Consider the following 26,272-nt stretch of genomic DNA (forward strand, 5'->3'; position numbering starts at 1 on the left):
GCCTCGAAATCTATATCAAGGAGAATTATGGCGAACTCTTCACCTAACGATGAGGTCGTCCGTGTTGTCCGAAGTTCTGGAGACAAACGAGACTATCAGCACCTGACATTAGAGAACCAGCTTAAGGTGTTGTTGGTTCACTGCCCTGATAGCCAGAAAGCCGCGGCGTCTGTCGCGGTAAATGCCGGCCACTTCGATGACCCTGAACATACTCAGGGGTTGGCTCATTTTTTGGAACACATGTTATTTTTAGGAAGCCAGGCGTTTCCTGAACCCTCCGCTTTTGGACACTTCTTAAATTTGCAGGGTGGCCAGCACAACGCCTGGACCGGCACTGAATTTACTAACTATCACTTTGACTGCAATGCTAATGCACTGCCACAGGCGCTGGAATTTTTTTCCGCTATGCTGAAAAAACCATTGCTGTCGGAGAGTTGGATAGACAAAGAAATAAGTTCTATAGAGTCGGAGTTTCGCCTGAAACAGAATGATGAACTCCGACGCTTGTATCAGGTTCACAAGGTTACGGCTAACCCAAAACACCCTTTCAGTCAGTTTTCTGTGGGCAATCTTAATACTCTCAGACACGATGAGCACGGTACCTTAAAAAGCAAATTGCAGCTTTTTTTTAATGAGCATTACGTAGCGCAAAGAATGCGGCTGGTCATTGCAGGGCCTCAATCTATTGCTAAACTTAAGCAATTAGCACACCGCTACTTCGCTGACATTAAGCAGCAACTTACTAAAAAAACTTCTATTAATGCTCCTCTTTATCGCAAGGAACAAAAAGGAGTATGGATAAAAGTTAAGCCCATCAAAGCAGCTTACCGTCTTATTTTGACACTACCGTTACCGAGTATCGACGCAGACTACCCGCATAAAACCACCAGCTTTATTGCGCATTTATTAGGCTACGAGGGTCCGGGAAGTTTATTTAGTTCGTTGCGTTCGAAGGGTTGGGTCAACTCACTTTCAGCGGGCGGTGGCATTAGTGGTAGTAACTTCAAAGATTTTAATATTAATATCCAGCTTACTGAGTCTGGACGCCACAGAGTTGAACAGGTTGTTCAGTGGGTTTTTGCCTATATACGAAAAATAGAAGCTGACGGGATCGAAGACTGGCGCTACAAAGAGCGCCGTATTACCACAGAAATGAGTTTTCTTTATCAAGAGCCGACTCCGGTCGGAGAATTGGCTAACCAGCTCGCCGTAAACGCTTTTCACTATAAACCGGAAGACACTCTCTACGGTGATTATCGTATGGATGGGTTAAATCATTCCTATGCAGCCAAAACCCTGCAGCAGATGACCGCTGAAAATGCGCGTATTACTCTAATTGCTCCTGATGTCCGTACGACTGACGTCGCGCCGATTTATCATACGGAATATAGTTTGAACCCTATTAGCAAAAAACAGTTTCAGCTATTTTTATCAACACCGGATGACTTCAACTGTCAGTTACCCAAGCCGAACCGTTTTCTCAATTCCCGATTTAAACCTTTACCTCTGGAGTCTGGTGGTTCTTTGCCAACACGATTAGAAGACAGCGCGCAGTTACAACTATGGCACTTGCAGGATCGTGATTTCCGGGTGCCCAAAGGGCATATCTACTTGTCCTTGAGGTTACCCGCGGTAACCAATTCAGCTTTTCACTTCGCTATCGCCAGATTATGGTCTGAGCTTATGATAGATGCGTTAAATGACGACTTGTATGACGCCGAAGTCGCTGGATTGCACTTTAATATTTACCCGACTCAAAATGGCATAACAATACATACAACCGGGCTTTCTGCCGGTCAAATTCCGTTAATGCAACACCTTATCCGGCGGGCTGTAAAAACTCGTTTTGCAAGACGCCGCTGGCAGGATCTAAAGCAAAGTCTGCTAAGTAACTGGCACTCCGCTCATCAGAGTCAACCACTGAACAAGCTTTTTGCTGAACTGAATCAGCAGTTGCAATCCGGTTTATTTCGGCTTAGCGATTTAGCCTGTGAACTGGAGAAGGTCTCTTTCCGTCAGTTTACAATAGAAGTCGCTAAGCTTTTCTCCCCAGTGCATGTTACTGCGCTAGCTCATGGCGACTGGCAAAAAGACGATGCTCTGGAGCTGGGACAGCTTATTAAAAATAACCTCCCTGACCAACGAAGCGCTCCCAACAGAAGACTTCCGGTTAAACGTGTCCGCGACTTCTGTTCGCAGCAATTAATTGTTCCTGCTGAACACTCAGATACCGCTATTTTGCTTTATTTTCAGGGCGAAGATGATACTTCAACCGAGCAAATCAGCTTTATGCTCTTGCAACAGTTAATTCATCAACCGATATTTCAGGCTTTACGAACCGAACAACAACTGGGTTATGCTGCCGGAAGCCAGTACTTTCCGGTACAACGTCTACCCGGAATCTTATTCTTCTTACAGTCCCACGAGTTTGATGCCGATAAACTTTATCAAGCAATACATGACGTGATTAACGTGCAACTTGCTGAGCTTGAGGATCTGACACTGAAAGAATGGCACCACGCTAAGTCAGTACTTAACCAGCAAATTAAGACAATTGATCGCAACTTAAGGGTTCGAAGCCAGAGACTTTGGGGCGCTATTCAACTCGCCGATACAGGGTTCAACCGCCAGCAAGAACTCCTCAGTGCGTTGGAACATTGTCAACTCAGTGACTGGCTGGAACGAATAAAACTGCGTTTAGGTGATAAATCGCAAGCGCTAAGGCTTCAAACCCAAACTCTGACCGAGTAGAATAGTCTTTGACAGTAAGTACCTCTCTCGTTATCTTAACGATATATTAACAATAAAGAGCTGCTAAAGTAGCCATTCAATAGGTTTGTCGTGAATTTTACATTGCCTATCAGAACATTATGCTCTGCTCTTTTTCTATGTATTTTGTTATCCGGAAGCTTTAGCTTTCATGTTTACGCACAGCAGTCCCCCACAGACAATTCAGTACATCAATGGACCTTTAATGATGGCTTACCCAGCAACCATGTAAATGCTATAGCCCAGGGGCCTGAAGGTTTCTTGTGGATAGCGACAGTCAGCGGCTTAACTCGGTTCGATGGCAACGAGTTCAAAAACGGTTTAGCCTTATCTGAGGCGAAGAAGCATTTGCTTCCAGATGATATCGAACATCTGTTTTTTGATACATCGGGTGCACTATGGCTCGGAACTCACAGCGGTCTGGCAAAACTTCAGTTTTCATCAGAACATGAGCTTCATACGTTCGATTTAGCGGGTCATCAGTCTGGTGAACAGATTCGTATAAAGCACATATCAGAAGATGAAAAAGGCCGGTTACTGATTGCTACAAGCAGATTAATTTACCGCCACACTCCCGGAACAAAGGTTTTTGAACCATTAAATCTAAGCTATAACGGCAGTCCCATTCAGCAAGTCAACTATATTTATCACGGAAAGAAATGGAACTGGTTAAGTACTGATAATCAGGGGTTATTTGTTTGGGACGGGTTTTCCAGCGAAGTTTTTGCGGTTAGTAAACAAAACCCAATTACAGAAAAAATACCGGGCAGCCAGCTTTATGCTGCGGTTCACTTTCAGAATCAGCTATGGCTTGCAACAGAGCAAGGTTTGATTCTGCTGGACAAAGATTTACGTTTAACCCCCCTTCCAGATTACCTTAACAACATAGAGAGAGTTAATAATTTAGCATTAACTCAGAACAATTCCGCAATTTTACTCAGTACGGCAAATGGCCTTTATGAATTACGAAATGGGAAGCTCACCCTGCTACATAACGCACCCGCAGCCGCAGCTAAAGAAATTACCCGGGGAGATGTTTTTTTCTTAACCAATAATCAGGGCGTATTTCAAATAAACACGCCTTTTGCTCCGGCTACCCTTGCTTCCAATTTCAATAAAAAGCAAAGCTCAGCAAGCATTAACATTCCGCAACTGATGCAACAAGTATCAGCAGCAATACAAGATGACAACGGTAACTGGTGGTTAGCGACCGAGTTAGGGTTAGTATTTTACGATACAGTCAATGAAGAAATCTCGGAGCTTAATCACTACCCTGATGCCCAGTTTGAGATCAATAAAATGCGTTTATTCGCAAACCAACTTTATCTTGTTGATAATTCCGGAGCCCTATATCAGTACGATATTATTAATAGAGACTGGAATTCACTGGTAACGTCAGCATTATCGGCAACGCCCGATAATTTGAACTTAACGACGTTTAACCATTCGCTTTGGCTGCATACAAAGACCGAAGCCATCGAAATAAACGCATTTGGACAAGTCTCGCAGAAAAAGGTAATTTCTGTCGATAATGAACCGTTAGACAAACCACCCCATATTGATTTAGAAAGAGTCAATAATGCTACATTTATAGCAGACTTTACGGTTCCGTTTTCAGCAGCTCCGGCAGAGTTACGCTATCGCTACAAATTGAGTCATGCAGAAAATAATTGGCAAACTTTAGAGAACAACAGGGCATCACTGCAACTATCTTCATTGCCCTCCGGATCTCATAAACTAGAAGTTCAGGTAGCTTATCGCGAAGACCGTTGGTCGCCATCGGCTGTGGCTCAGCTTGACGTGCCCGCTCCCTTTTGGAAAACGCCTTTAGCCTGGCTCGGCTACATACTTATCATTATCCTGTGCTTGTTCTCGTACTGGCTTTATCAACGCCAGCGTCAGGCGAAAATGCGCCACGACCTTAAACAATATCGGCGGCAGGCTCAAGGCGTCCTATCCAGCCGTTACCAATGCTGGGAGTGGGATCTCGAGTCAGGAGAGCTGATACGACAGAATATCTGGGACAACTGCCCTGCTTTCTCTATTGACGGTATACGGCTAGGCCTATCTGGTGGCAAGTCTAACGTGCATCCGGAAGATCTAAAACGACTACAAAAAAGCCTTGAAGACCATTTAAGTGGGGAGTCTGAGTTGTTCGAATGCAGCTACCGGTTGGACAATCAAGGCAATTGGCTATGGGTATTAGATAGAGGGAAAATCCAAGTTAACAATGAACGGCGAACCATGTTCGGTACGCTAAGTGATATAAGCAGACTGGTAAGCTCTGAAGAACGAATTACAATGCTGGCCTCTTCGATTACGAATATATCTGATGGAATTTGCATCTTCGATCGTTTTTTCCGAAAACGCGAAGTCAATAATGCGTTTGAACGAATTAGCGGCTTCAGTCGTGACCAGGTGCTAGGTCAGTTATTAACGCTTGAGTGTTATCCCGAAAGCTTTGTTAACCAGATAAAGAGGTCGGTAATTAAAGAAGGAACCTGGCGTGGTGAAATCACCGATGTTAAAGCCAACGGTGAAGAGTTCCTGATGGAATTAACTCTTGATGCTGTTAGGGATGATAACGGCGAGGTGTCACTCATTGTTGCCAGTTTTTCGGATATCACCGAAAGGCGCCATACAGAAAACGAACTTCGGCGCCTGTCAAACACAGATACATTAACCGGACTGCCGAACCGCTCTTACTTTCAGGTCAGTCATTCAAATCTGGTCAGGAAAAAGGTTTCACATACTTTATTACTCTTTGATTTAGATGACTTTAAGAAAATTAACGACTCCTTAGGTCATGAGATTGGTGACGAACTTTTATGTCAGGTTGCCGAGCGACTCATGGATATTGGTCGTCGACAGGATACTCTTTACCGTCTGGGTGGAGATGAGTTTGGTTTGCTCATTGAAGACAGCGTGGACATTAACCTAATTGGCGATTTAGCCAATCAAATTAACCTTAAGGTGGCAGAGCCCTACTTTATTGAGCAGCATGAAATTGTCATTGGCAGTTCCATTGGCATTGTACTTTACCCTCACGACGGCCAGACTTCGCAAGAGCTTTTACAAAAAGCCGATATGGCCATGTATCATGCGAAGCAGCGTGGCGGAAACTGTTATCAGTTTTTCAGTCAGTCGATGAACGAAAACGCAGTCAAACGACTCAAGCTGGAAAATGAATTAAGAGCGGCATTAAAGTCTCATAATATTCGGGTTTACTACCAACCGAAAATAGAAATACACTCCGGGCATATTGCCGGACTAGAAGCACTGGCTCGCATTGAGAGTGAAGACGGCTCAATGATTAACCCGGCAGACTTCATTCCTCTGGCCGAAGAAACCGGGCTTATCATTCCCCTGGGCGAAGAAGTTTTACGGCTGGCATGCCGTGATATGAAGCGTTTTATGGCCTGTCAGGGCTCCCCGAAGAGCATCGCTGTTAATTTGTCTGCCCGACAGTTTATGCAATCAAGTCTGGCCTTACAAATTGAGCAAATTTTACGTGAAGAGGGGTTGCATCCTCGCCATGTTGAGTTTGAGATAACCGAAGGCATGGTCATGAGCGACCCTGAACGCGCCATTACTATGATGGAAAACCTATCTGATATGGGTGTAAAACTGGCTCTGGATGATTTTGGTACAGGTTACTCTTCGCTGTCGTACCTTAAGCGTTTTCCTATGAACAGCCTGAAAATTGATAAAGCCTTTGTTGATGACATTACCATCAACGACAAAGACCGTAATATGGTCGCGTCAATTATTGCAATGGCACATAACCTTGGCCTGAAGGTTGTTGCGGAAGGGGTTGAAACTAAAGCTCAGTTACAGACGTTAAAAAGCCTCAAATGCGAATACATTCAAGGCTTCTATTTTGCAAAACCAATGCCGGCTGATGCGTTAATTGAGTTTATTGAGCAGCACAACGAAGTAGCTGCTCAGGTTTAACGTTACTAATAAAGGCTATTGATAGAAATTCCAGCCATTTTCCAGCATTTGCTTCAACAAAGGTGCAGGCGTGTATCGTTCGCCACGTTCTGCTGCCAGCTTCTCTAGCTTATTCACTATCGTTTCAAGTCCCTGGCTGTCCATATAACGGAATGGCCCGCCAAGGAAAGGTGGGAAACCGATACCGAAAATTGCACCAATATCACCGTCGCGAGGACTGCGAATAATCTCTTCCTGCAAACAGTAAGCAGCTTCATTCAGCATGGGCAATAAACAAATATCAATAATTTCGTCCGCAGACTTGCTCTCGTTCGGATCAATATCCAGCAAAGAATACACTGAAGTGTCTACCGGCTTACCCTTTACACTCTTGCCGTATTGATAAAAGCCTTTTTGGTTTTTCTTACCTTTACGGTCGTCGTCAATCAGCTTCTCAAAAGCTTCAGGCGCTTCAAAACGATCACCCAGCTCTTTCACCAATACCGGAGCCACTTTTGCCGCAACATCGATACCAACCTCATCCAGTAAAGTAATTGGCCCTACCGGGAAACCAAATTTCACTAAGGTTTTATCGATATGCTCAATAGGCTCTCCGGCTAACAGCAAGCGCGCAGCTTCGTTCATGTAGGGCGCAAGAATTCGGTTTACATAGAATCCGGCACCATCTTTCACCACTATCGGAGTTTTACCCTGCTTCTTGGCCAGAGAAACCGTTGTGGCTATTGTCTTATCGGAAGTACCCGGATGGGTAATAATTTCCGCCAACGGCATTTTATCGACCGGAGAAAAATAGTGGAGCCCAATAACCTGTTCCGGGCGCTTGGCTTTAGCCGCTATTTGAGTAATAGGCAGTGAGCTCGTATTAGTTGCAAAAATGGTCGACTCGTCTGCGTGCTCCTCCACATCAGCAACCATTTTTTGCTTCAGGTTAAGGTCTTCAAATACCGCTTCAATAACCACGTCGGTACGCTCAAATCCACTGTAATCAAGCGAACCGCTCAGCATTAGCATGGTCTTTTCAAGCTCGGCCCGGCGCATATGCCGACGTTTCACTTTTTTATCTAGACGCTCGTAACTGTAATGTAATGCATGTCGAATTCCGTCTTCAGCGATGTCCTTGATACGTGCAGGAATACCTGCTTTAGCCGCCGTAACATAGGCAATACCGCCGCCCATCAATCCACCACCTAAAACGCCAACCCGTTTGACCGAATCAGGTTTAACGCCATCGGCGCCGGTTTCTTTTTTCATTTCTGTGGTGGCAAAGAAAATCTGGCGCAGCTGATAAGACTCTGGCGTCATTGCCAACTCACCAAAGCTACGGGCTTCCTTATCCAGGCCAGCTTCGCGGCCACGTTCAACACCTTCACGCACCGTCTGAATGATTTTATCAATTGCCGGGTAATTGCCCTGAGCTTTCTTCTGCGCCTGCTCACTGGCCTTTTTAAAGATAATGTCACGGCCAAACTTGGTCGCCTCCAGCACTTTACTAATGCCCTTAAGTGGCGGCTTAGTTGATTTTGGCTTACGTTTTAACGCGTGCTCAACGGCAACATCCAACAATATGCTTTGGGGAACAACCTCGGTGACAAGTCCTGCTTTCAAAGCCTGTTTAGCACGCAGTTCTTTACCGGTCAGGATCATCGTCAGTCCTTGCTGAACACCAACCAGTTCAGGCAGACGTTGCGTACCACCACTGCCCGGTAACAAGCCTAATTTCACTTCAGGTAAGCCCAGAGCTGTCTTGCTGTTGTCGGTACAAACTCTTACATGACAAGCCATGGCCAGTTCCAGTCCACCACCCAGGCAAGCTCCGTTAATAGCCGCAACCACAGGCACATTTAACTGCTCGATGCGATCAAACATAGCCTGCCCTTTTCGCGCCAGACTTTCTGCGTCCACGGCATTTTCACAACCGTCTATCATGTTGATATCAGCACCGGCAATAAAGGAGCCTGGCTTACCACTAATAAAAACCACACCTTTGACTGAATCATCGCTTTCTAAGCGATTCATCAAACTGCCAACTTCTTCGGCAAATGAGTCTTTTAAGGTATTCATCGACTCACCAGGGACATCAATCGTAATTACAGCGACGCCGTCGTCCCTAACTTCCATAGTGAATGCTTTATCCTGACTCATTATTCTGTCTCCACAATCATTGCTGCACCCAGGCCACCGGCAGCACAAGCGGTTGTTAAACCGACACCACCACCGCGACGGCGCAATTCATTCAAAGTCTGTGTGATCATTCTGGTACCGGTTGCGGCAAATGGATGACCATAAGCAATGGAGCCGCCCAGCACGTTAAATTTATCCATATCGATTTCGCCAATGGCTTTATCACGACCCAGCTTCTCTTGCGCAAACTTATCACTGGCAAACATCTTCATATTCGCCAATGTTTGCGCTGCAAAAGCCTCGTGCATATCAATAAGGTCTAAATCGTTTAAGCTCATACCAGCACGGTCTAAAGCAACTGGAGTCGAATAGGAAGGTCCCATCAGCATGTCTTCTTCCACCTGTAGGGCAGCAAAGGCATAACTGCGTAAGTAACCTAATACCGGCAACCCGAGTTCTTTCGCGCGGCTTTCGGTCATCATCATGACAGCAGAAGCTCCGTCAGTTAAAGGCGTGCTGTTCGCCGCAGTCACTGAACCATGCTTGCGATCAAATACCGGTTTTAATTTCGCCAGTTTTTCTATCTGACTGTCACCACGAATATTATTATCGCGGCTCAAATGCTTTTTATAAGGCTCAGGGTAAGCCGTCATTACTTCATCACTTAACCAACCAGCTTCCCATGCAGCATGAGCCTTTTGGTGCGATCTTACCGTTAGCTCGTCCTGGTCTTCACGGCTAATGTTATGCGTTTTCGCCATTTGTTCCGCCGTTTGTCCCATGCTTAGTCCGGTACTGTATTCAGCAACAGCCGGTGGTACAGGCAATAAGTCTTTAAAACCTAAACGCTTCAATATTGAAAACCGTTGCCCTAAGGTTTTTGCTTTATTTAAATCGACTAGAGCACGCGCCATACGTTTACTGACACCAATAGGTAATACCGAAGATGAATCCGCACCACCAGCTATGCCTCCACGAATATGGCCAGCCACCATAGCTTCGGCAATATTAACCGCCGACTGAAAGCTTGTAGCACACGCGCGGGACACACTGTAAGCATCAGTACCAACAGGCAAACTGGTTCCCAATACTATTTCACGGGCAATGTTAGGCGCTTCCGGCATTTGCACAACCTGACCAAACACCAGTTGCTCAACCCAGTCACCGTCAATACCGGTTTTATTCACTAATTCCTGAACAACCATTTTACCTAAGTCGACTGCGGGTATGCCGTGAAAGTCCGTTGCTTGTTTCGCAAATGGTGTTCTTATACCCGCCACAAAGGCAATTCTTTCGCCATTTACGGTTAGCAAGCGTTGTGCTGCTGTCATAATAAATCCTCAATTCAAAAACCAATACTGGTCTGACCACAAATTATGTTACAAATTCTAGCCCGTAATAGAGCAGATTAAAACCACCGTTTTCGGTAAAGTATGCTGTATAGATTGAAATTTCGGAACAAAGACAGCATTGTTGCTGTCATTGCTATGCAGTACTGACAGCATAGTCAGTTTTCGCTGATAACGACAGCCTGGAGTAAACATGACCGCGACAGCGTTTCAAAAGCTACAAAATTACCTGAATCGGCAAGTGCTTGGACAGCCGGACTTCACTCAAAACCTTTTAATTGCCGTATTGGCTGACGGCCACCTGCTGGTAGAGGGCCCTCCCGGCCTGGCTAAAACCCGTGCAGTACAAGCTTTAGCAAAAGGTATTGAAGGTGACTTCCATCGGGTGCAGTTCACTCCCGACTTATTGCCCGCCGATTTAACCGGTACCGACATTTTTCGTCCCGAAACTGGACAGTTTGAGTTTCAACAAGGCCCTTTGTTCCATAATTTAATTCTGGCCGATGAAATTAATCGGGCTCCAGCAAAAGTTCAGTCAGCTTTACTTGAAGCTATGGCAGAACGGCAAATTACGGTTGGTCAACGTAGCTACCCGCTTTCTGATCTTTTCATGGTACTAGCAACACAGAACCCTCTGGAGCAGGAAGGAACCTATCCACTTCCTGAGGCCCAGTTGGATCGTTTTCTATTGCATTTAAAACTCGACTATCCAGATGCCGAGACTGAACAGCAAATTCTACGTCTAACCCGAGGTGAAGCCTTATCAGGTGACCTCGATATACCGACTCCGTTAACACAAAAGCAGCTATTCGACGCACGCCACGAAGTTTTGCAGCTGTATTTAGATGACGCTGTTGAGAACTATCTGGTTCAACTGATTATCGCAACACGTCAGCCGCAGCGCTACGATCAGAATTTAGCGCAATGGATAGGCTATGGTGCCAGCCCTCGTGCCACTATAGCGCTGGAGCGCTGCGCCAGAGCTAAAGCCTGGTTAGATGGTCGTGACTTTGTAACACCTGACGATGTCATTAGTGTTTTCCACAACGCTTTACGGCACCGGATTATTTTAAGTTATCAGGCAGAAGCCGACGGCGTATCACATGATCAGGTTCTTGATACGATACTGAAACTTGTACCGGCACCATAATGTTAAGAACTGAAGTTGAACAATGGCTTAAGCAGTTGCACTGCGATGGAGTCAGTCCCGGTATTCAGGAACTTCTTTATTATCGCAGCAAAATCAATGCTTTTGCGCGCCATCATAAAAGTCTTCCACGCTCAAGCCAGACAGGCCCCTTGCTAAGCAAAAGCCGTGGTCGCGGAATGGAGTTTGATGAGGTACGGCATTACCAGCCGGGCGATGATATCCGTTCCATTGACTGGCGGGTAACCGCACGAACCGGTAAAGCCCACACTAAGCTCTATCGCGAAGAAAAAGAGCGCCCGGTATTTATCTGGGTGGACTTGTCTCTGACTCAGCTTTTTGGCAGCCAATTTGTGTTCAAATCTGTTCAGGCCTGCCATTTAGCCGCGGCACTGGCCTGGCAGGCACAACATAAGGGTGATCGTATTGGAGGGCTCATTGGCAATGGCTGGCAACATCAGGAGCTAAAACCTATAGCCCGGCAAAAAGGCGTTCTACGTTTGTGTCATGCGCTTCTGGAAGTTCATAATGACAGCCTGACCCGTTGGCAAAACAAACAAAAACAGCAACAAAACACGCTGGACGATAACCTAAAGCGGATACGACAACTGGTTAAGCCTGGCAGCAGCATTCATGTTATCAGCGATTTTTATAACGCCAGCGAACGCTTTATGGATGGATTGCGCGTACTTTCCCAGCATAATTCGGTTCGTTGTTTTGGGCTTTACGACCCTATGGAGCATGAGTTACCCCAGGGGTACTCGTCGCATCCACTAGCAATTACCGATGGTCAGCAACAAGTCAGTATAAATCTAGCTGATCAACAGCAAAGAAAAACATATCAAAATGCCGCCGAGCTTCGTTGGAGCAATATTCAGCAAGAATTCAGGAAACGGAAGCTGGCTTTAACACCAATATCCAGTGCCTTACCGTTGGAACAGCAATGGGCAGAGGTAAAATAATGCAGCAACCGTCACTAAATAATCTTAATGATATTGTTGAGCCGGGAGCGGCGAGTTGGTGGCCGCCTTCGTGGCCGACAATTGCTATTGCCATAGCGCTTCTTGTCGGTACTGCTTTTTTTATTTTCTGGTTGATTCGGCGTCGACAGCAGTCGCACATACGCAAAATCGCGATCCGGCAGTTACAACAAGACAGAAACATAAGCATCGAAGAGCTTACGGTAATACTTAAGCGCACCGCGCTGGCATATTATCCCAGAGAATTCGTTGCGGAAAAGCACAGTCGCCAATGGATAAGTTTTTTGCTCACTCCTCTGTCAGAAAAGGAAAAAGCAACTTATGAATCCTTGCTTAATGAGGCTAATAAAAACTTTTATGGCATTGCTGATAATAACTTTAATCAACAATACTACGAACTCGCTCACCTTTGGCTGAGCAAAGATTTGAGCAAACAACCCGGAGCCGAAGATGTTTGAATTTGCCTGGCCATGGATGTTTTGCCTACTGCCCTTACCCGCAATTATCTGGAAATGGTTTCCGGCCGTACGTAAAAATAGCTCGGCTATACGCCTTCCCAGTACTTACGGCTTAGTTAGCGGCAGTCAGAGCTCTGGTAAACGCTGGTTATTGTTACCGCTGATGAGTTTATGCTGGATCATGCTGGTCGCTGCGGTGGCTAAGCCTCAATGGTTGGGCGAGCCGCTAGCAATTCGGGCTGAAGGACGAGAAATTATGCTGGCTGTAGACTTATCCGGCAGTATGGAAATTGCAGATATGCAATTGGAAGGCCGCTCAGTGAACCGTCTAACTATGGTTAAGCACGTTTTGAGCGATTTCATTGAACGCCGCGAAGGTGACAGGCTCGGACTGATTCTATTTGCAGACACGGCCTATTTACAGACTCCCATGACTTACGATCGCAACACCGTAAAACAGATGCTTAATGAATCTGTACTCGGCTTAGTTGGCGAACGAACCGCGATAGGAGATGCTATTGCTTTGTCTGTGAAGCGCTTTCGAGACGACGAAAAGTCAAACCGGGTACTGGTATTACTAACCGATGGTCAGAACACAGCCGGTAACCTGCCCCCTGAGCAGGCACTTGAACTGGCTCAGGCTTACGATGTAACGATATACCCTATTGCGGTCGGTGCTGAAGAAGTAGTAGTTGATAGCTTTTTCGGGCAACGAAGAGTTAATCCAAGCCGCGACCTGGACGTACCTTTAATGCAAAGTATCGCTAAACAAACTGGTGGTAAGTACTTCCGTGCTCGCAGTACCAATGAACTCGAAGAAATTTATCAACGCCTGGACAAGCTGGAACCTATTGCTGGCGACCCTCAGCAACTAAGACCTCGAGTGAGTTTATTTTACTGGCCATTGGTAATAAGTTTTCTTCTGTTTATTGCGTTAGCCATGTTGCACTATCGACCATGGGGGAGACGTTCATGAGCGAATTTCACTTATTGCGCCCCTGGTGGTTACTGGCTTTAGTTCCAGTTGCACTACTGTATTGGCGTTTACTCTACAGTCAGAAACATCAGGCCGGATGGCATCAATGGCTCCCCGGGCACCTGTCAAAAGTATTGGTTAAGTCAGGGTCACAACCGTCTCTCTGGCCTGCCCACCGTTTTTTGTTAATTTCAGTTCTGGCAACACTGGCTCTTTGCGGGCCCACCTGGGAACGACTACCACAACCGGTTTACCAGCTTGAATCGGGACAGGTCGTGATTATGGACATGTCGCCATCGGTTTTAGCCGATGATATTGCCCCTAACCGTTTAACCAGAATGAGATACAAAGCCATTGATTTAGTCCGGGCAGGACTTGATGGTGATACCGGCCTTATTGCTTACGCCGACGATGCTTTTATCATCAGTCCGCTTACTGCCGATAACCGTAATTTAATAAATTTAATCCCATCACTGTCACCCGATATTATGCCGGCGCAAGGCAGTGAACCCTTGTTAGCTTTGAAGCTGGCTGACGATTTATTAAAAAATGCCGGCTACCCTCAGGGCGATATATACTGGCTTACCGACGGCATCAGTAGTAACGAACTCAACCAACTCAGTAGTTACTTGCGTTCTGTCGATCATAGGGTTTCTATTCTGGCGGTTGGTACTGAAGAAGGTGCTGCAATTCGCGATAGCTCAGGCCGTTTATTAAAAGACAACAATCAGGTCATTATTGCCAAAACTTATCCTTCACGATTATCCGATCTGGCTTCTATTACGGGAGGAGCCTTTTCATCAGTAACCGCCGACAATCGTGATATTGATAAACTCATAAACCAGGCACCACTGACGCGTGAAGGTAAAGACGGCGATGAACAACAGCAAGGAGACGCATGGCGTGATATGGGTCCTTACGTTGCCCTCTTTATCTTACCTATTATGTTGTTTAGCTGGCGTCGGGGCAGCCTGCTTAGCCCTTTATTACTCTCTATGTTATTGCCTTTAATCGGCTTCAGTCCCAATGTGCATGCTGCACAAGAATCCGTCTGGCAGAAGCAGTTGCTAAACCGTGAGCAACGTGCACAGCGTTTATATCAAGAAGAAGAATACCAACGGGCGGCTAACCTTAGCAGAACTCCGTTTCGTCAGGGCGCTGCTCTGTATCGCGATGGTGACTATGAAGCCGCCGCCGAAGCCTTTTCTCAAGGCGATTCGGCAGAGGCGCAATATAATTTAGGTAATGCACTGGCTAAGCAGCAACAATACGATGCGGCAATAGAAGCTTACGACAACGCTTTAGAACAACGCCCTGACTGGTCCCAGGCAGCCGAAAATAAGCAACTCGTTGAGCAATTGAAGCAACAGCAGGAATCAGAAGACTCCGGCGGTTCAGACGAATCCTCCAAGGAATCAGATTCTGATAAAAACGAATCGGATAAGAATTCTGAGCAAAGTGGTGACGGCGAGGAGCAACAAAATAATCAGTCCAATAACAGTGATGGGCCCCCTAATCCTGATGAAAGGGGTCAAGAGGATGGAGAGCCGGAGCCGGAACAAAAAGAACAGGAGCCTTCTCAAGAAGAACCCCAGGAGCAGCAACGCCAGGACACAAGCCCAGAAAGCCAGGAGGAATCCAGCCAACTACTTCAACAGAAGGTCCGCGAAGGCGAGATTGACCCTGAAAAAGCCCAACAACTGGAGCAGTGGATGAACCGGGTGCCGGATGACCCAAGTATACTGCTACGTAATAAAATGCTTCTGGAGAGCCAGAAACGGCGTCAGCGCAGAACCTCAGAACCCCAGGGAGACGATAAAAAATGGTAAGAGTATGGCGACACATTATCTTATTGATGAGCTTTTTACTTGTGAGCCAACTTGCTCACGCCGATGTCTCTGAGGTTACTGCTACGGTAGACCGTAATCCGGTTACGGCGAACGAATCCTTCGTATTAACGATAACCGTTGATGACGATGTTGCTAACGACAGCTTTTCGCCATCTAAACTACTAAAAGACTTCGTTGTAGGCAGAACATCGGTCAGTCGCCAGACATCAATGATCAACGGAAAACTTAGCAAACAGACGCGCTTTACAACCGTGCTTATTCCCCAGTCTGCCGGAGAATATAAAATCCCCGAAATTAGCATAGGTGGTGTCTCGTCGGCTCCTATTTCATTGCAAGTCCTGGAACCCGGCAACAACCAGGATAACGAACAGAAAATCGCTTTTCTGGAAGCTCGCATAGACAATCAGCAAGTCTATCTGCAGCAGCCTATCACTTATGTTGCGCGGCTATTTCTTGCGGCCGACTTGAACAAAGGAAACCTAATACCGCCTGAAGCAGAAAACGCCGACATTCAGCAAATTGGCAGGGATGAAGAAAGTACAGAAATGGTGAATGGCAGGCGCTATAAGGTTTATCAGCGTGTTTACCAAATAACGCCAAGCAAGTCAGGTTCTTTAAGTATCGCAGGCGCCCGTTTCGACGGCGAAGTTTTCACTCAAGGGCAACGCTCTATCTTTTCGTCTTTCTCCAACACACAGCCTGTCAGCACCATTGCTGAAACTATCGAGGTTGAGGTGCAGGCCGTCCCTGATAGCTGGCAAGGTCACTGGTTGCCTAGCGAGCTTGTCAGTGTTTCTCAATCCGTTTCGCCTGAGCAAGAAAGTTATACCGTAGGTGAACCTTTCACTATTTCCTATATGCTGACCGCTGTTGGTGTAAAACCAGAGCAGCTACCAGACGTTCGACCAAGCTTCCCCGATACGGTGAGGATTTATCCGGATGGCGATGAGACGGATCAATTTAGTCGCAACGGCGTTATTATCTCTCAAAAAACAATAAGCTTTGCGGTCGTCCCCAATCAGCCAGGACCATTAAGAATTCCGGCACTAAATATCCCCTGGTTTAATACCAAAACGGGCAAACCTGCATCGGCGGTAACCGAAGAGCTGAACTTTTCTGTCGCAATGGGTGACGGAATGCAATCTATTCCGAAGGCAAGCAATAATGCCGAAGCTAAAGCGACTGAAGAGCAGCAGCTAAATGATGAGGAAGTAACTCAAACTGAGGCGAAAACCCAATCAGTTGAATGGAATACCTGGATAGTTAGCTTACTCGCCCTGGTACTGATTGTTTCAATTATACTGAACGCGTACCTTCTCTGGAGTCGAAGCACAAGCTCTAAGAGCAAAGTATCGACGCGTAAAACAACAGAAGATAAACCTCACAATCTAAACAAAGACAAATTATGGAGAGAGTTTCAACTAGCCTGCCGTAACAATAACGCACAAGAAGCAAAAGAGTTTTTGCTGAAATGGGCAAACCGCTATTTTGAACGCAGCTTTAATAGCATAACTGAGCTGTCTCAATATCTTTCAATAGAAAATGCATGCTCAAGCTTGCAACAAAGCCTTTATCAGCCGAAGGCTACCTCATGGCAGGATGGAAAAGTGCTTTATAAAGAAGTTAAGACCTCTATAGAAGCAAAAAAAAATATAACAACTACTAAAGACGTGTTGCCAAACTTGTACAGCAATAACGGATAAACTCACTACAATAGAAATAAAAAAGGCTCAGACTTGTCACGGTCTGAGCCTTTTTTGCGATATCAACGTCTACGGAGTTGATAAACGTTTTATATCTGCGTCCGCTTTTAAGTTATTAATAAAGGCTTGCAACATAACCTGAGCCTGACGGTTCCGCATCTGACTCTTTAACTCGTCAAGTTGGCTGTCATCAGTACTTCCTGGAGAAACTTCGGTCAGTGCAACCACAGCAGCATCTCCATTCGGTAACGCAACCGTGTTAAAGACGCTCTCATCGCTTGCTGAAGGAGACATTGAGAATAGCTCACGTACAATAGTTCTTGGGTGCTCACCATTGTTACGCTGAATGCTATCTACCCAGACAATTTCGTCGCTCACCTCTTCACCCGCTTTCCAGGCTTGCATCCATTCATTAGCCTGCTCAAGCGCTAATTGCTGAGCTTTTTCTACGCGCAGTTCGGACACTATTTTTTCACGAACTTCGTCCAGCTCTTTTACTCGCACTGGTTGATGCTCAGTTACACGTACTACCAGTGACCGATCATCTGAAGTTTCAATAATATCGCTGTTCAACTTCTCTTTAATTAACTGCTCTGAAAATAGGTTATTGAGAACAACATCGTCGCTCAAGGGCGTTGGGGCTCTGTCACGAGTGAATAAATCGGAACGGCGTACAGTGGATCCAATTTCTTCAGCAGCAGGCTCCAATGTGTCAGGTTGCTCAAAGCTAATTTCCGCCAGTTTCTGTTGTTTTTCAAAATAGCGATCTTCTGCCTTTTCGGTTAACAACTGCTGACGCACTTCGTCTTTCACTTCGTTAAATGGTGTGACTGAACCTTCGCGTAAATCGGTAAGTTTAATAATGTGGTAACCAAAGCTCGTTTCAACAACGTCTGATAAATCACCAACATTTTCTAACTCAAAAACGGAGGCATCGAAATCTTCATCCATCATTCCGGCTTCTATCCAACCTAGATCTCCGCCCTGCTCAGCTGAGAAAGTATCGTCTGAATAAGTTTGCGCTACCTCCGAGAAGTCCGCACCTTGTTTAAGTTCAGCAAGTGCTTCTTCAGCTTTCTTTTTAGCGTTATCAGTCTCGAACTCGATCAGAATATGAGAAACACGGCGCTCTTCTTCGGTCGAATATTGCTGCTGACGCTCATCATAATATTGACGCACTTCTTCATCTGAAATTTCGACTTCTGATTCAACAGCAGCTAAAGAGAGCTCAACATAGGCGACGCTGAGTTTTTCCTGAGTCCGGAACATATCTTGATTTTGCTGATAGAAGTTTTCGATATCCTGTTCTGCAATCTCTACCTGCTCTTCGAAACTTTCATTGCTTGCCACTAAAAAGCCGCCTGAACGCGACTGGCTTTGTAAGCGCATAAAGGCAATAGCTTCAGGTTCAAGCACGAACGCAGTCGCAGACAAGCCTCGTAGTAACTGATTTCGGGTCATATCCTGTTGCATCACTTTCGCGAAAGCTTCAGGGCTATAACCCGCATTACGCAAAGCCATCAGGTAGACATCGTTATCAAATTGTCCTGCTGTACGAAATTGAGAAATATCACGGATTGCAGCTTTTACCTGCTCAGGGCTCACTCTCATCCCGTTATCTTCAGCGTATTGCACTAAAAGCTCTTGTTCGATGAGTTGCTCTAATACTCCACTGCGTAAATTACGCATATAATCTGGATCGGAAGTAATAGCAGAAAACATATCACCAAACTGCTCTTGCAAGCGACTACGCTCATTTTCATAAGCACGATCGTAGTCACTACGAGGAATTTCTTCTCCATTAACTTTTGCGACAGCATCTTCTGTGTCACTAGTGATATAACCACCAACACCTGCTAATGCAAAAGTTAGAATGATTAACACAAGAATGGCCTTAGCAGTATAACTCTGCGAGCCTTCCCGAATCCGCTCTAACATAATAAGGCTTTCCTTATTTAACCTGAATAAACAACGTCACATTATAAGGTGATTCGTCTTAAAACTCACCATTCATACAAAAAAATAACCCGAGGTTTTATAAACCTCGGGCTACTATTATTATTCTTTAAAAAAAGCGCTAATGCGCTTTAATTAATTTACTGCGTCTTTCAGTGCTTTACCTGCTTTAAAAGAAGGAACTTTAGCAGCAGCGATCTGAATAGTCTCACCCGTTTGAGGGTTACGACCAGTACGAGCAGAACGCTCACGCACGCTAAACGTACCGAAGCCAACTAATGCGACTTGGTCATCTTTTTTTAGAGCATCAGTTACTGCATCGATCATAGAGTCCAGAGCACGACCAGCAGCAGCCTTAGAAATATCTGCACCTGCCGCGATTTTGTCAATAAGCTGAGACTTGTTCACAGTATCATCCCCTTAGATTGTTATTATCAAGTTTCCGTGGTTCCATTCGGATTTTAAAATGGGCCAGAACGGTTATATCAAGCTTGATTTAATTGTTCAAGCACCATTAGTCCAAATGGCTTTCCTATCCAGCTGTTCGTATGTCATACATGTGAATCAGCTATAAACTCTAGGCTACCACAGTCTTTTAGATTGAAAACCCTTTTTACTCACTTTTTAACGAAAAAATGCGGTCTGAAGCATGATTTCTCATCCGCAGACCGCATTCTAGTGCTTGAATATGACTTTAGTATTATATTGCTGGTTACTCCTTAACCAAAGCAACATCCAATACTTCATCAATCCATTTTACCGGCTGAATCACTAAGTCCTGTTTTACGTTGTCAGCAATTTCTTTCAAGTCGCGTTCATTTTCTTTAGGAATTAACACATGCTTGATTCCACCACGGTGCGCAGCCAGCAATTTCTCTTTTAAACCACCAATGGCCAGCACTTCACCGCGCAACGTAATTTCGCCCGTCATTGCTACATCAGAACGAACAGGTTTACCGGTTAACGATGACACCATAGCTGTCACCATAGCAATACCTGCACTGGGCCCATCTTTCGGTGTAGCGCCTTCTGGCACATGCACGTGAATATCGCGTTTTTCATGGAAGTCTTCCGCAATGCCCAGCTTGTCAGCACGGCTACGAACCACTGTCAGAGCAGTTTGAATCGACTCCTGCATAACATCACCCAGGGAACCTGTGGTGGTTGTCTTTCCTTTACCAGCTACATTAGTAGCTTCGATAGTCAGCAAGTCTCCGCCAACTTCAGTCCATGCTAAGCCAGTAACCTGACCGACTTGATTCGCTTCTTCAGCTTTGCCGTAATCAAACCGTTGCACGCCCAAATAGTCGCTAAGATTGTCGCCGGTAATCTCAACATGTTTTATCGATTTATCCAGCAAAATTTGCTTAACCGATTTACGGCACAAGCGCGACAGCTCACGTTCGAGGTTACGCACCCCGGCTTCGCGGGTGTAATAACGAATAATGCCAATAATTGCACTGTCCTGAACCGTAATTTCTTTTTCTTTTAAACCGTTACGGCCAATTTGCTTGGTTAACAAATGTCGCTTCGCAATATTCAGCTTCTCTTCTTCGGTGTAACCCGACAAGCGAATCACTTCCATGCGGTCTAATAATGGCGCTGGAATATTCATACTGTTAGATGTCGCCACAAACATGACATCTGACAAATCGTAATCGACTTCAAGATAATGGTCATTGAAGTTAATGTTTTGCTCAGGATCCAGTACTTCTAGCAATGCTGAAGCCGGGTCACCGCGCATGTCAGCCGATATTTTGTCAATTTCATCTAACAGAAACAGTGGATTACGAACGCCAACTTTTGACATTTTTTGAATCAGTTTACCGGGCATAGAGCCAATATAAGTACGACGGTGACCTCGTATTTCTGCTTCATCGCGTACGCCCCCTAGCGCCATGCGCACATACTCACGCCCCGTCGCCTTCGCTATCGACTGTCCAAGCGAGGTTTTACCGACACCTGGAGGACCTACTAAACAAAGAATCGCACCTTTCACTTTGGTGGTTCGTTGTTGTACCGCAAGATACTCAATAATACGTTCTTTAACTTTCTCTAGCCCGTAGTGATCAGCATCTAAAACTTTTTCAGCATGAGCTAAATCTTTCTTAATACGCGAACGTTTCTTCCATGGAACCGATACCATCCAGTCTATATAGCCGCGCACGACAGTCGCTTCCGCTGACATGGGTGACATCATTTTTAATTTTTGTAACTCAGCTTCAGTCTTTTTCTTCGCTTCTGCCGGCATCTTGGCGTCATCGATTTTCTTCTGTAACTGCTCAAATTCATCGACGCCATCTTCGGTTTCACCCAGCTCTTTCTGAATGGCTTTCATTTGCTCATTCAAATAATATTCGCGCTGGCTTTTTTCCATCTGTTTTTTAACGCGGCTACGAATGCGCTTTTCCACCTGCAGAATATCAATCTCACCTTCCATCAGAGCCATCAGATGTTCGATGCGCTCCCGAATGTCAGTAATTTCAAGAATGGCCTGCTTTTCTGCAAGTTTCAGCGGCATATGAGCAGCCATTGTGTCCGCTAAGCGATCGCCGTCTTCAATGCCGGACAGAGACGTCAGTACTTCCGGCGGTATCTTCTTATTTAGCTTTACATAGCCTTCGAACTGATTCAGTGCCGAACGAATAAGAATCTCTTCTTCTTTTTCCGGTAACTCTTCCGCGGCCAGATAATGAATACTAGCCTGAAAGTATTCTTCGTTATCCTGCAATTCATCCAGCTGCGCCCGTTGCTTACCTTCAACCAGCACTTTAACGGTGCCATCGGGTAGTTTCAGTAGCTGTAGAACCGTCGCAACTGTACCTACCTGATAAATATCCTCAGTAGTAGGTTCATCCACAGAAGCGTCTTTCTGAGCCGCCAGAAAAACTTGTTTATCTTCATCCATAGCGGCTTGTAAGCATCGAATCGACTTTTCCCGACCGACAAACAGTGGTATCACCATATGCGGGTATACCACGACATCTCTCAACGGCAGAACCGGCATCGTTAATTGTTCGGTGCGCTCTTCGCTCATTAAATTCTCTCCCGACCTAGGTTTACTTTGTAATATGCGGTCTTTACCTGAAAGTTCAATCCTTGACAGAAAAAAAGGGCCTTTCCGGCCCTTTTTCGAACACTTTTAATACAGTTTCGGATTATTCGCCCGAAGCCTGCTTATTTTTCTGCTGATTCGCGTAAATTAGAATAGGATCGGATTCACCAGCGATTACCGACTCATCCACCACAACTTTCGCGACCCCTTCAATAGAAGGCAGTTCATACATAGTGCCCAGCAGAACACCTTCCACAATGGAACGTAGACCACGAGCACCTGTTTTGCGAGCCATAGCCTTTTTCGCGATAGCTCTTAAAGCATCTTCACGAAACTCCAGTTCAACGTCTTCCATTTCAAACAAAGCTGAATATTGCTTGGTTAACGCATTTTTTGGCTCACGCAAAATTTCAATCAACGCTTCTTCATCCAGCTCATCTAGCGTGGCTACAACCGGTAAGCGACCAATGAATTCGGGAATCAAGCCATAGCGAACCAAATCTTCCGGTTCCACTTTAGCAATGATTGCCCCTTCTTCACTTTGCGTCTTACTCTTCACTTCTGCGCCAAAACCAATACCTGTTCCGGTAGACAAGCGTTGCTCGATAACTTTATTCAAGCCAGCAAAAGCACCGCCACAGATAAACAGAATTTTTGATGTGTCGACTTGCAGAAACTCTTGTTGAGGATGTTTCCGACCGCCTTGTGGCGGCACAGAAGCAACTGTTCCTTCAATCAGTTTCAGTAAGGCTTGTTGTACACCTTCGCCACTGACATCGCGAGTAATCGACGGATTGTCAGATTTACGTGAAATCTTATCAATCTCATCAATATAGACAATACCACGCTCTGCTTTCTCAACGTCGTAATCACACTTCTGTAAAAGCTTTTGAATTATGTTTTCAACGTCTTCGCCAACATAACCCGCTTCAGTTAATGTTGTTGCATCTGCCATAGTAAATGGCACATCCAAATAACGCGCTAAGGTTTCAGCCAGGAAAGTTTTTCCTGAGCCTGTCGGACCAATTAGCAGGATATTACTTTTGCCAAGCTCAACTTCCTGCTTGGCTGAACCGCGTAAGCGTTTGTAGTGATTATAAACGGCTACCGACAACACCTTTTTGGCGCGATCCTGACCAATAACATAGTCATCCAAATGCTTACGGATAGCTTTTGGCACAGGCAACTCATCCTGATCCGGAACCGGAGACAGTTGATGAATTTCTTCTTTTAGAATGTCATTGCATAGCTCAACGCATTCATCACAAATGAATACGGACGGTCCTGCAATAAGCTTCTTAACTTCGTGCTGACTTTTGCCACAAAAAGTGCAATATAGCGGCTTATCGCCGTCACCTTTGGACTGATCCGTCATGCTTTTCTCCTAACTGCTCTGCGCCAACTCAGGACTCTTCGCCACGCTGACGTAAAATACCATCAACCAGGCCGTAATCGATTGACTCTTCTGCCGATAAAAAGTGATCGCGATCAGTGTCTCTGGCCACTTTCTCGTAATCCTGACCTGTGTTCTCCGCTAACATACGGTTTAAGCGCTCTTTCAGATCCAAAATTTGTTTCGCATGAATTTCAAAATCTGACGCTTGTCCCTGGAATCCACCCAACGGCTGGTGAATCATCACTCGGGAATTAGGTAAACAATAACGTTTACCCTGAGCACCACCAGCCAATAGGAACGCGCCCATACTGGCCGCTTGGCCCATACATACCGTGCTAACATCCGGCTTAATAAAGCGCATGGTATCGTAAATAGCCATACCCGCTGTCACTACCCCACCAGGCGAATTAATGTAAAGGTAAATGTCTTTATCAGGATTATCTGATTCTAAAAACAGTAGCTGAGCCACAATGAGATTGGCCATGTGGTCTTCTACCTGACCACAACAAAAAATGACACGTTCTTTTAAGAGACGTGAATAGATGTCGTAAGAGCGCTCACCTTTCGAAGTCTGCTCGACGACCATAGGGACTAGCTGTGCCATTGGATCCTGAATATCGCTCGACATGTTTTATAAAGCTCCTGAAATAAAAATGGCTCGTATGAGGTCATACGAGCCATTAAACCAAGCTGTAGCGGGACCCGTCAAGGATTCCGTTACACTAGATTACTGCTGCTTCGGATTCATGATGTCATCAAAGCTCGCTTTTTTATCTTTAACCGAGGCTTTTTCCAACACGAATTCGATTGCTTGCTCTTCCAACGCTAAGTTACGAACTTGCTGCATCATATCGTTGTTTGACTTGTAGTATTCCACAACTTCCTGCGGGTCTTCATAAGCAGAAGCTGCCGTTGCGATGATTTCATCAACTTTCTCATCATCAGCTTTAAGCTCGTTACCACGAATCACTTCACCTAATAACAAACCAACTTTAACACGCTCTTTCGCTTGTTCTTCGAACAGCTCCGCCGGCAAGTCAGGCATTTGTTCAACATTACCACCGAAACGTTGAGCCGCTTGCTTACGCAACTGGTCAATTTCCTGGTCGATCATTGATTTAGGCAGTTCAACGTCGTTGTTTTCAACAATACCTTTCAGTACTTGTTCTTTAACTTTTGCTTTCACTGCGTTTTTCAGCTCGCGTTCCATATTTTTGCGAACTTCTTCTTTCAACGCTTCAACGCCGCCTTCTTTCACACCAAACAATGCAACGAACTCATCGTTTAGCTCTGGCAGGTCACGTGCTTCAACTTTCTTCGCGGTTACCACGAATTGCGCTTCTTTACCTTTCAGGTTTTCAGCGTGATAGTCTTCCGGGAAAGTGACTTCAATAGTCTTTTCTTCGCCCGCTTTAATTCCTTTGATTTGATCTTCAAACCCAGGAATCATGCGACCTTCGCCCAGCTCAAGCGCGAAGTCGTCAGCTTTACCGCCTTCAAATTCTTCACCGTCAATAGAACCAACGAAATCCATAGTGACACGGTCACCCTTTTTGGATTTACGCTTAACTTCTTTCCAGTCAGCATGTTGTTTCTGCAACGTTTCCAGCATGTTGTCGACGTCTTTCTCAGTGACTTCAACAGCAGGCTTTTCAACTTTTACTTTGTCCAGGTTCTGTACTTCTACTTCTGGATACACTTCGAACGTAGCCGTGAACTCAAGATCTTTACCTGGCTCATTGACTTTAGGTTCAATTGCAGGTGCGCCAGCAGGGTTCAGTTTTTCCTGCATAACAGCTTCAAAGTACTTACTTTGCATGATACTTGACGCTGCACGTGAACGGGCTTCGCGACCAAACAGCTTTTGTAATACGTTTGGCGGAATTTTTCCTTTGCGGAAACCATTCACACGACGATGGCGATATTCTTCTTTTAATAAGCGTTTTACTTCGCTATCAATTGTATCTGCCGGGACTGTAACAGTCACACGACGTTCTAAACCTTGAGTTGTCTCTACAGAAACCTGCATTGCTTCATTACCTCGGTTTCAATCAATGAATGTTACTCGCATCAACTTATCATTATAAAAATGAGATACGGCAACGGCGTTGACCTTTAAAAATGACGCAGCATTATAGCGAGGTGACCGCCCGGAGTCGAGCCCCCGAGCGGCAATTTTTAGGCTTCACTTTAACGGAAGGAAAAATAACTAAGATTTATCTTTAAGCTCAAGGAGTAGATTGTTGATTTCGCCCAGTTTATCCGGTTTATCCCCGGCCATATTTTCTTGATCGGCGACTTCGGTTTCCAATTCATCATAACGCCACTGCGTCAGCACTTCGATTTTCTGCTCGTTTGAAAGCTCAGGATCATTTGCCACGTCTTGCGGAGAATCGAACGCTTCAGCGGGATTCTTTAAACTTTTCTTAAAGTCCATAACAATAGCTCCAGCCAAGGATTAACAACAAAATCTTTTGATTAAGTATTAGATAAATGTAGCAGTAGTGGCTGAAAAGAAAAAGGGGGAATTAGTGTAATGGTCGGCGATGCAGGATTTG

Annotated in this window: 17 protein-coding genes; 8 read left to right on the forward strand and 9 right to left on the reverse strand. The window is 45.4% G+C overall.

Annotated elements, in window-relative coordinates; translation table 11 throughout:
* Positions 1-27: 27 nt before the first annotated feature.
* Positions 28-2,751, forward strand: a complete 2,724-nt coding sequence (locus tag B2U97_RS02075) for an insulinase family protein (protein ID WP_011234242.1) — start codon at positions 28-30, stop codon at positions 2,749-2,751.
* A gap of 90 nt (positions 2,752-2,841) precedes the next feature.
* Entirely contained in the window at positions 2,842-6,723 is a 3,882-nt protein-coding gene (locus B2U97_RS02080; RefSeq protein WP_081423215.1) for an EAL domain-containing protein, read from the forward strand.
* 15 nt (positions 6,724-6,738) lie between these two features.
* Here the strand turns inward: B2U97_RS02080 and fadJ are convergent, their stop codons facing one another.
* Entirely contained in the window at positions 6,739-8,865 is a 2,127-nt protein-coding gene (fadJ, locus tag B2U97_RS02085; protein WP_011234244.1) for a fatty acid oxidation complex subunit alpha FadJ, read from the reverse strand.
* The gene (gene fadI, locus B2U97_RS02090) at positions 8,865-10,175 is read right to left on the reverse strand and encodes an acetyl-CoA C-acyltransferase FadI (protein WP_011234245.1); all 1,311 of its coding nucleotides are present in this window, start codon (positions 10,173-10,175) and stop codon (positions 8,865-8,867) included. Before fadI ends, fadJ begins: the two co-directional genes overlap by 1 nt.
* Before the next feature lie 211 nt (positions 10,176-10,386).
* On the opposite strand from fadI, the gene B2U97_RS02095 reads away from it, so the two are divergent.
* From B2U97_RS02095 to B2U97_RS02120, 6 genes are read left to right on the forward strand one after another with little or no spacing between them, the layout of a single operon-like run.
* Positions 10,387-11,343 (forward strand): AAA family ATPase, encoded by a 957-nt coding sequence (locus B2U97_RS02095; protein ID WP_011234246.1) that lies wholly within the window; start codon positions 10,387-10,389, stop codon positions 11,341-11,343.
* Positions 11,343-12,302: a DUF58 domain-containing protein gene (locus B2U97_RS02100; protein ID WP_011234247.1), complete on the forward strand. Its 960-nt coding sequence runs from the start codon at positions 11,343-11,345 to the stop codon at positions 12,300-12,302. Before B2U97_RS02095 ends, B2U97_RS02100 begins: the two co-directional genes overlap by 1 nt.
* Complete coding sequence (locus B2U97_RS02105; RefSeq protein WP_011234248.1) at positions 12,302-12,778, forward strand: DUF4381 domain-containing protein; 477 nt, start codon at positions 12,302-12,304, stop codon at positions 12,776-12,778. The genes B2U97_RS02100 and B2U97_RS02105 overlap by 1 nt, the downstream gene beginning before the upstream one ends.
* Positions 12,771-13,754: a vWA domain-containing protein gene (locus tag B2U97_RS02110; protein WP_011234249.1), complete on the forward strand. Its 984-nt coding sequence runs from the start codon at positions 12,771-12,773 to the stop codon at positions 13,752-13,754. Before B2U97_RS02105 ends, B2U97_RS02110 begins: the two co-directional genes overlap by 8 nt.
* On the forward strand, positions 13,751-15,583 hold the full coding sequence (locus B2U97_RS02115) for a VWA domain-containing protein (protein WP_114981559.1): 1,833 nt from the start codon (positions 13,751-13,753) through the stop codon (positions 15,581-15,583). The genes B2U97_RS02110 and B2U97_RS02115 overlap by 4 nt, the downstream gene beginning before the upstream one ends.
* Entirely contained in the window at positions 15,577-17,307 is a 1,731-nt protein-coding gene (locus B2U97_RS02120) for a BatD family protein (RefSeq protein ID WP_011234251.1), read from the forward strand. The genes B2U97_RS02115 and B2U97_RS02120 overlap by 7 nt, the downstream gene beginning before the upstream one ends.
* A 69-nt stretch (positions 17,308-17,376) precedes the next feature.
* On the opposite strand, the gene B2U97_RS02125 is transcribed toward B2U97_RS02120, so the two are convergent.
* The 7 genes from B2U97_RS02125 to B2U97_RS02155 form a co-directional block, all read right to left on the reverse strand.
* Positions 17,377-19,245, reverse strand: a complete 1,869-nt coding sequence (locus B2U97_RS02125; protein ID WP_011234252.1) for a SurA N-terminal domain-containing protein — start codon at positions 19,243-19,245, stop codon at positions 17,377-17,379.
* A gap of 153 nt (positions 19,246-19,398) precedes the next feature.
* Positions 19,399-19,671, reverse strand: coding sequence for a nucleoid-associated protein HU-beta (gene hupB / locus B2U97_RS02130; protein ID WP_011234253.1), 273 nt, complete (start codon positions 19,669-19,671; stop codon positions 19,399-19,401).
* A gap of 304 nt (positions 19,672-19,975) precedes the next feature.
* Complete coding sequence (gene lon, locus B2U97_RS02135) at positions 19,976-22,300, reverse strand: endopeptidase La (RefSeq protein ID WP_286825053.1); 2,325 nt, start codon at positions 22,298-22,300, stop codon at positions 19,976-19,978.
* 121 nt (positions 22,301-22,421) lie between these two features.
* Positions 22,422-23,693 (reverse strand): ATP-dependent protease ATP-binding subunit ClpX, encoded by a 1,272-nt coding sequence (gene clpX / locus B2U97_RS02140; RefSeq protein WP_011234255.1) that lies wholly within the window; start codon positions 23,691-23,693, stop codon positions 22,422-22,424.
* A gap of 28 nt (positions 23,694-23,721) precedes the next feature.
* The gene (clpP, locus tag B2U97_RS02145) at positions 23,722-24,342 is read right to left on the reverse strand and encodes an ATP-dependent Clp endopeptidase proteolytic subunit ClpP (protein WP_011234256.1); all 621 of its coding nucleotides are present in this window, start codon (positions 24,340-24,342) and stop codon (positions 23,722-23,724) included.
* Positions 24,343-24,441: 99 nt separating this feature from the next.
* Positions 24,442-25,743: a trigger factor gene (gene tig, locus B2U97_RS02150; protein WP_011234257.1), complete on the reverse strand. Its 1,302-nt coding sequence runs from the start codon at positions 25,741-25,743 to the stop codon at positions 24,442-24,444.
* A gap of 180 nt (positions 25,744-25,923) precedes the next feature.
* Positions 25,924-26,151, reverse strand: a complete 228-nt coding sequence (locus B2U97_RS02155) for a hypothetical protein (protein ID WP_011234258.1) — start codon at positions 26,149-26,151, stop codon at positions 25,924-25,926.
* Positions 26,152-26,272: the final 121 nt, after the last annotated feature.

The sequence above is a fragment of the Idiomarina sp. UBA3176 genome, assembly GCF_002364295.1.
Lineage (GTDB): Bacteria > Pseudomonadota > Gammaproteobacteria > Enterobacterales > Alteromonadaceae > Idiomarina > Idiomarina loihiensis.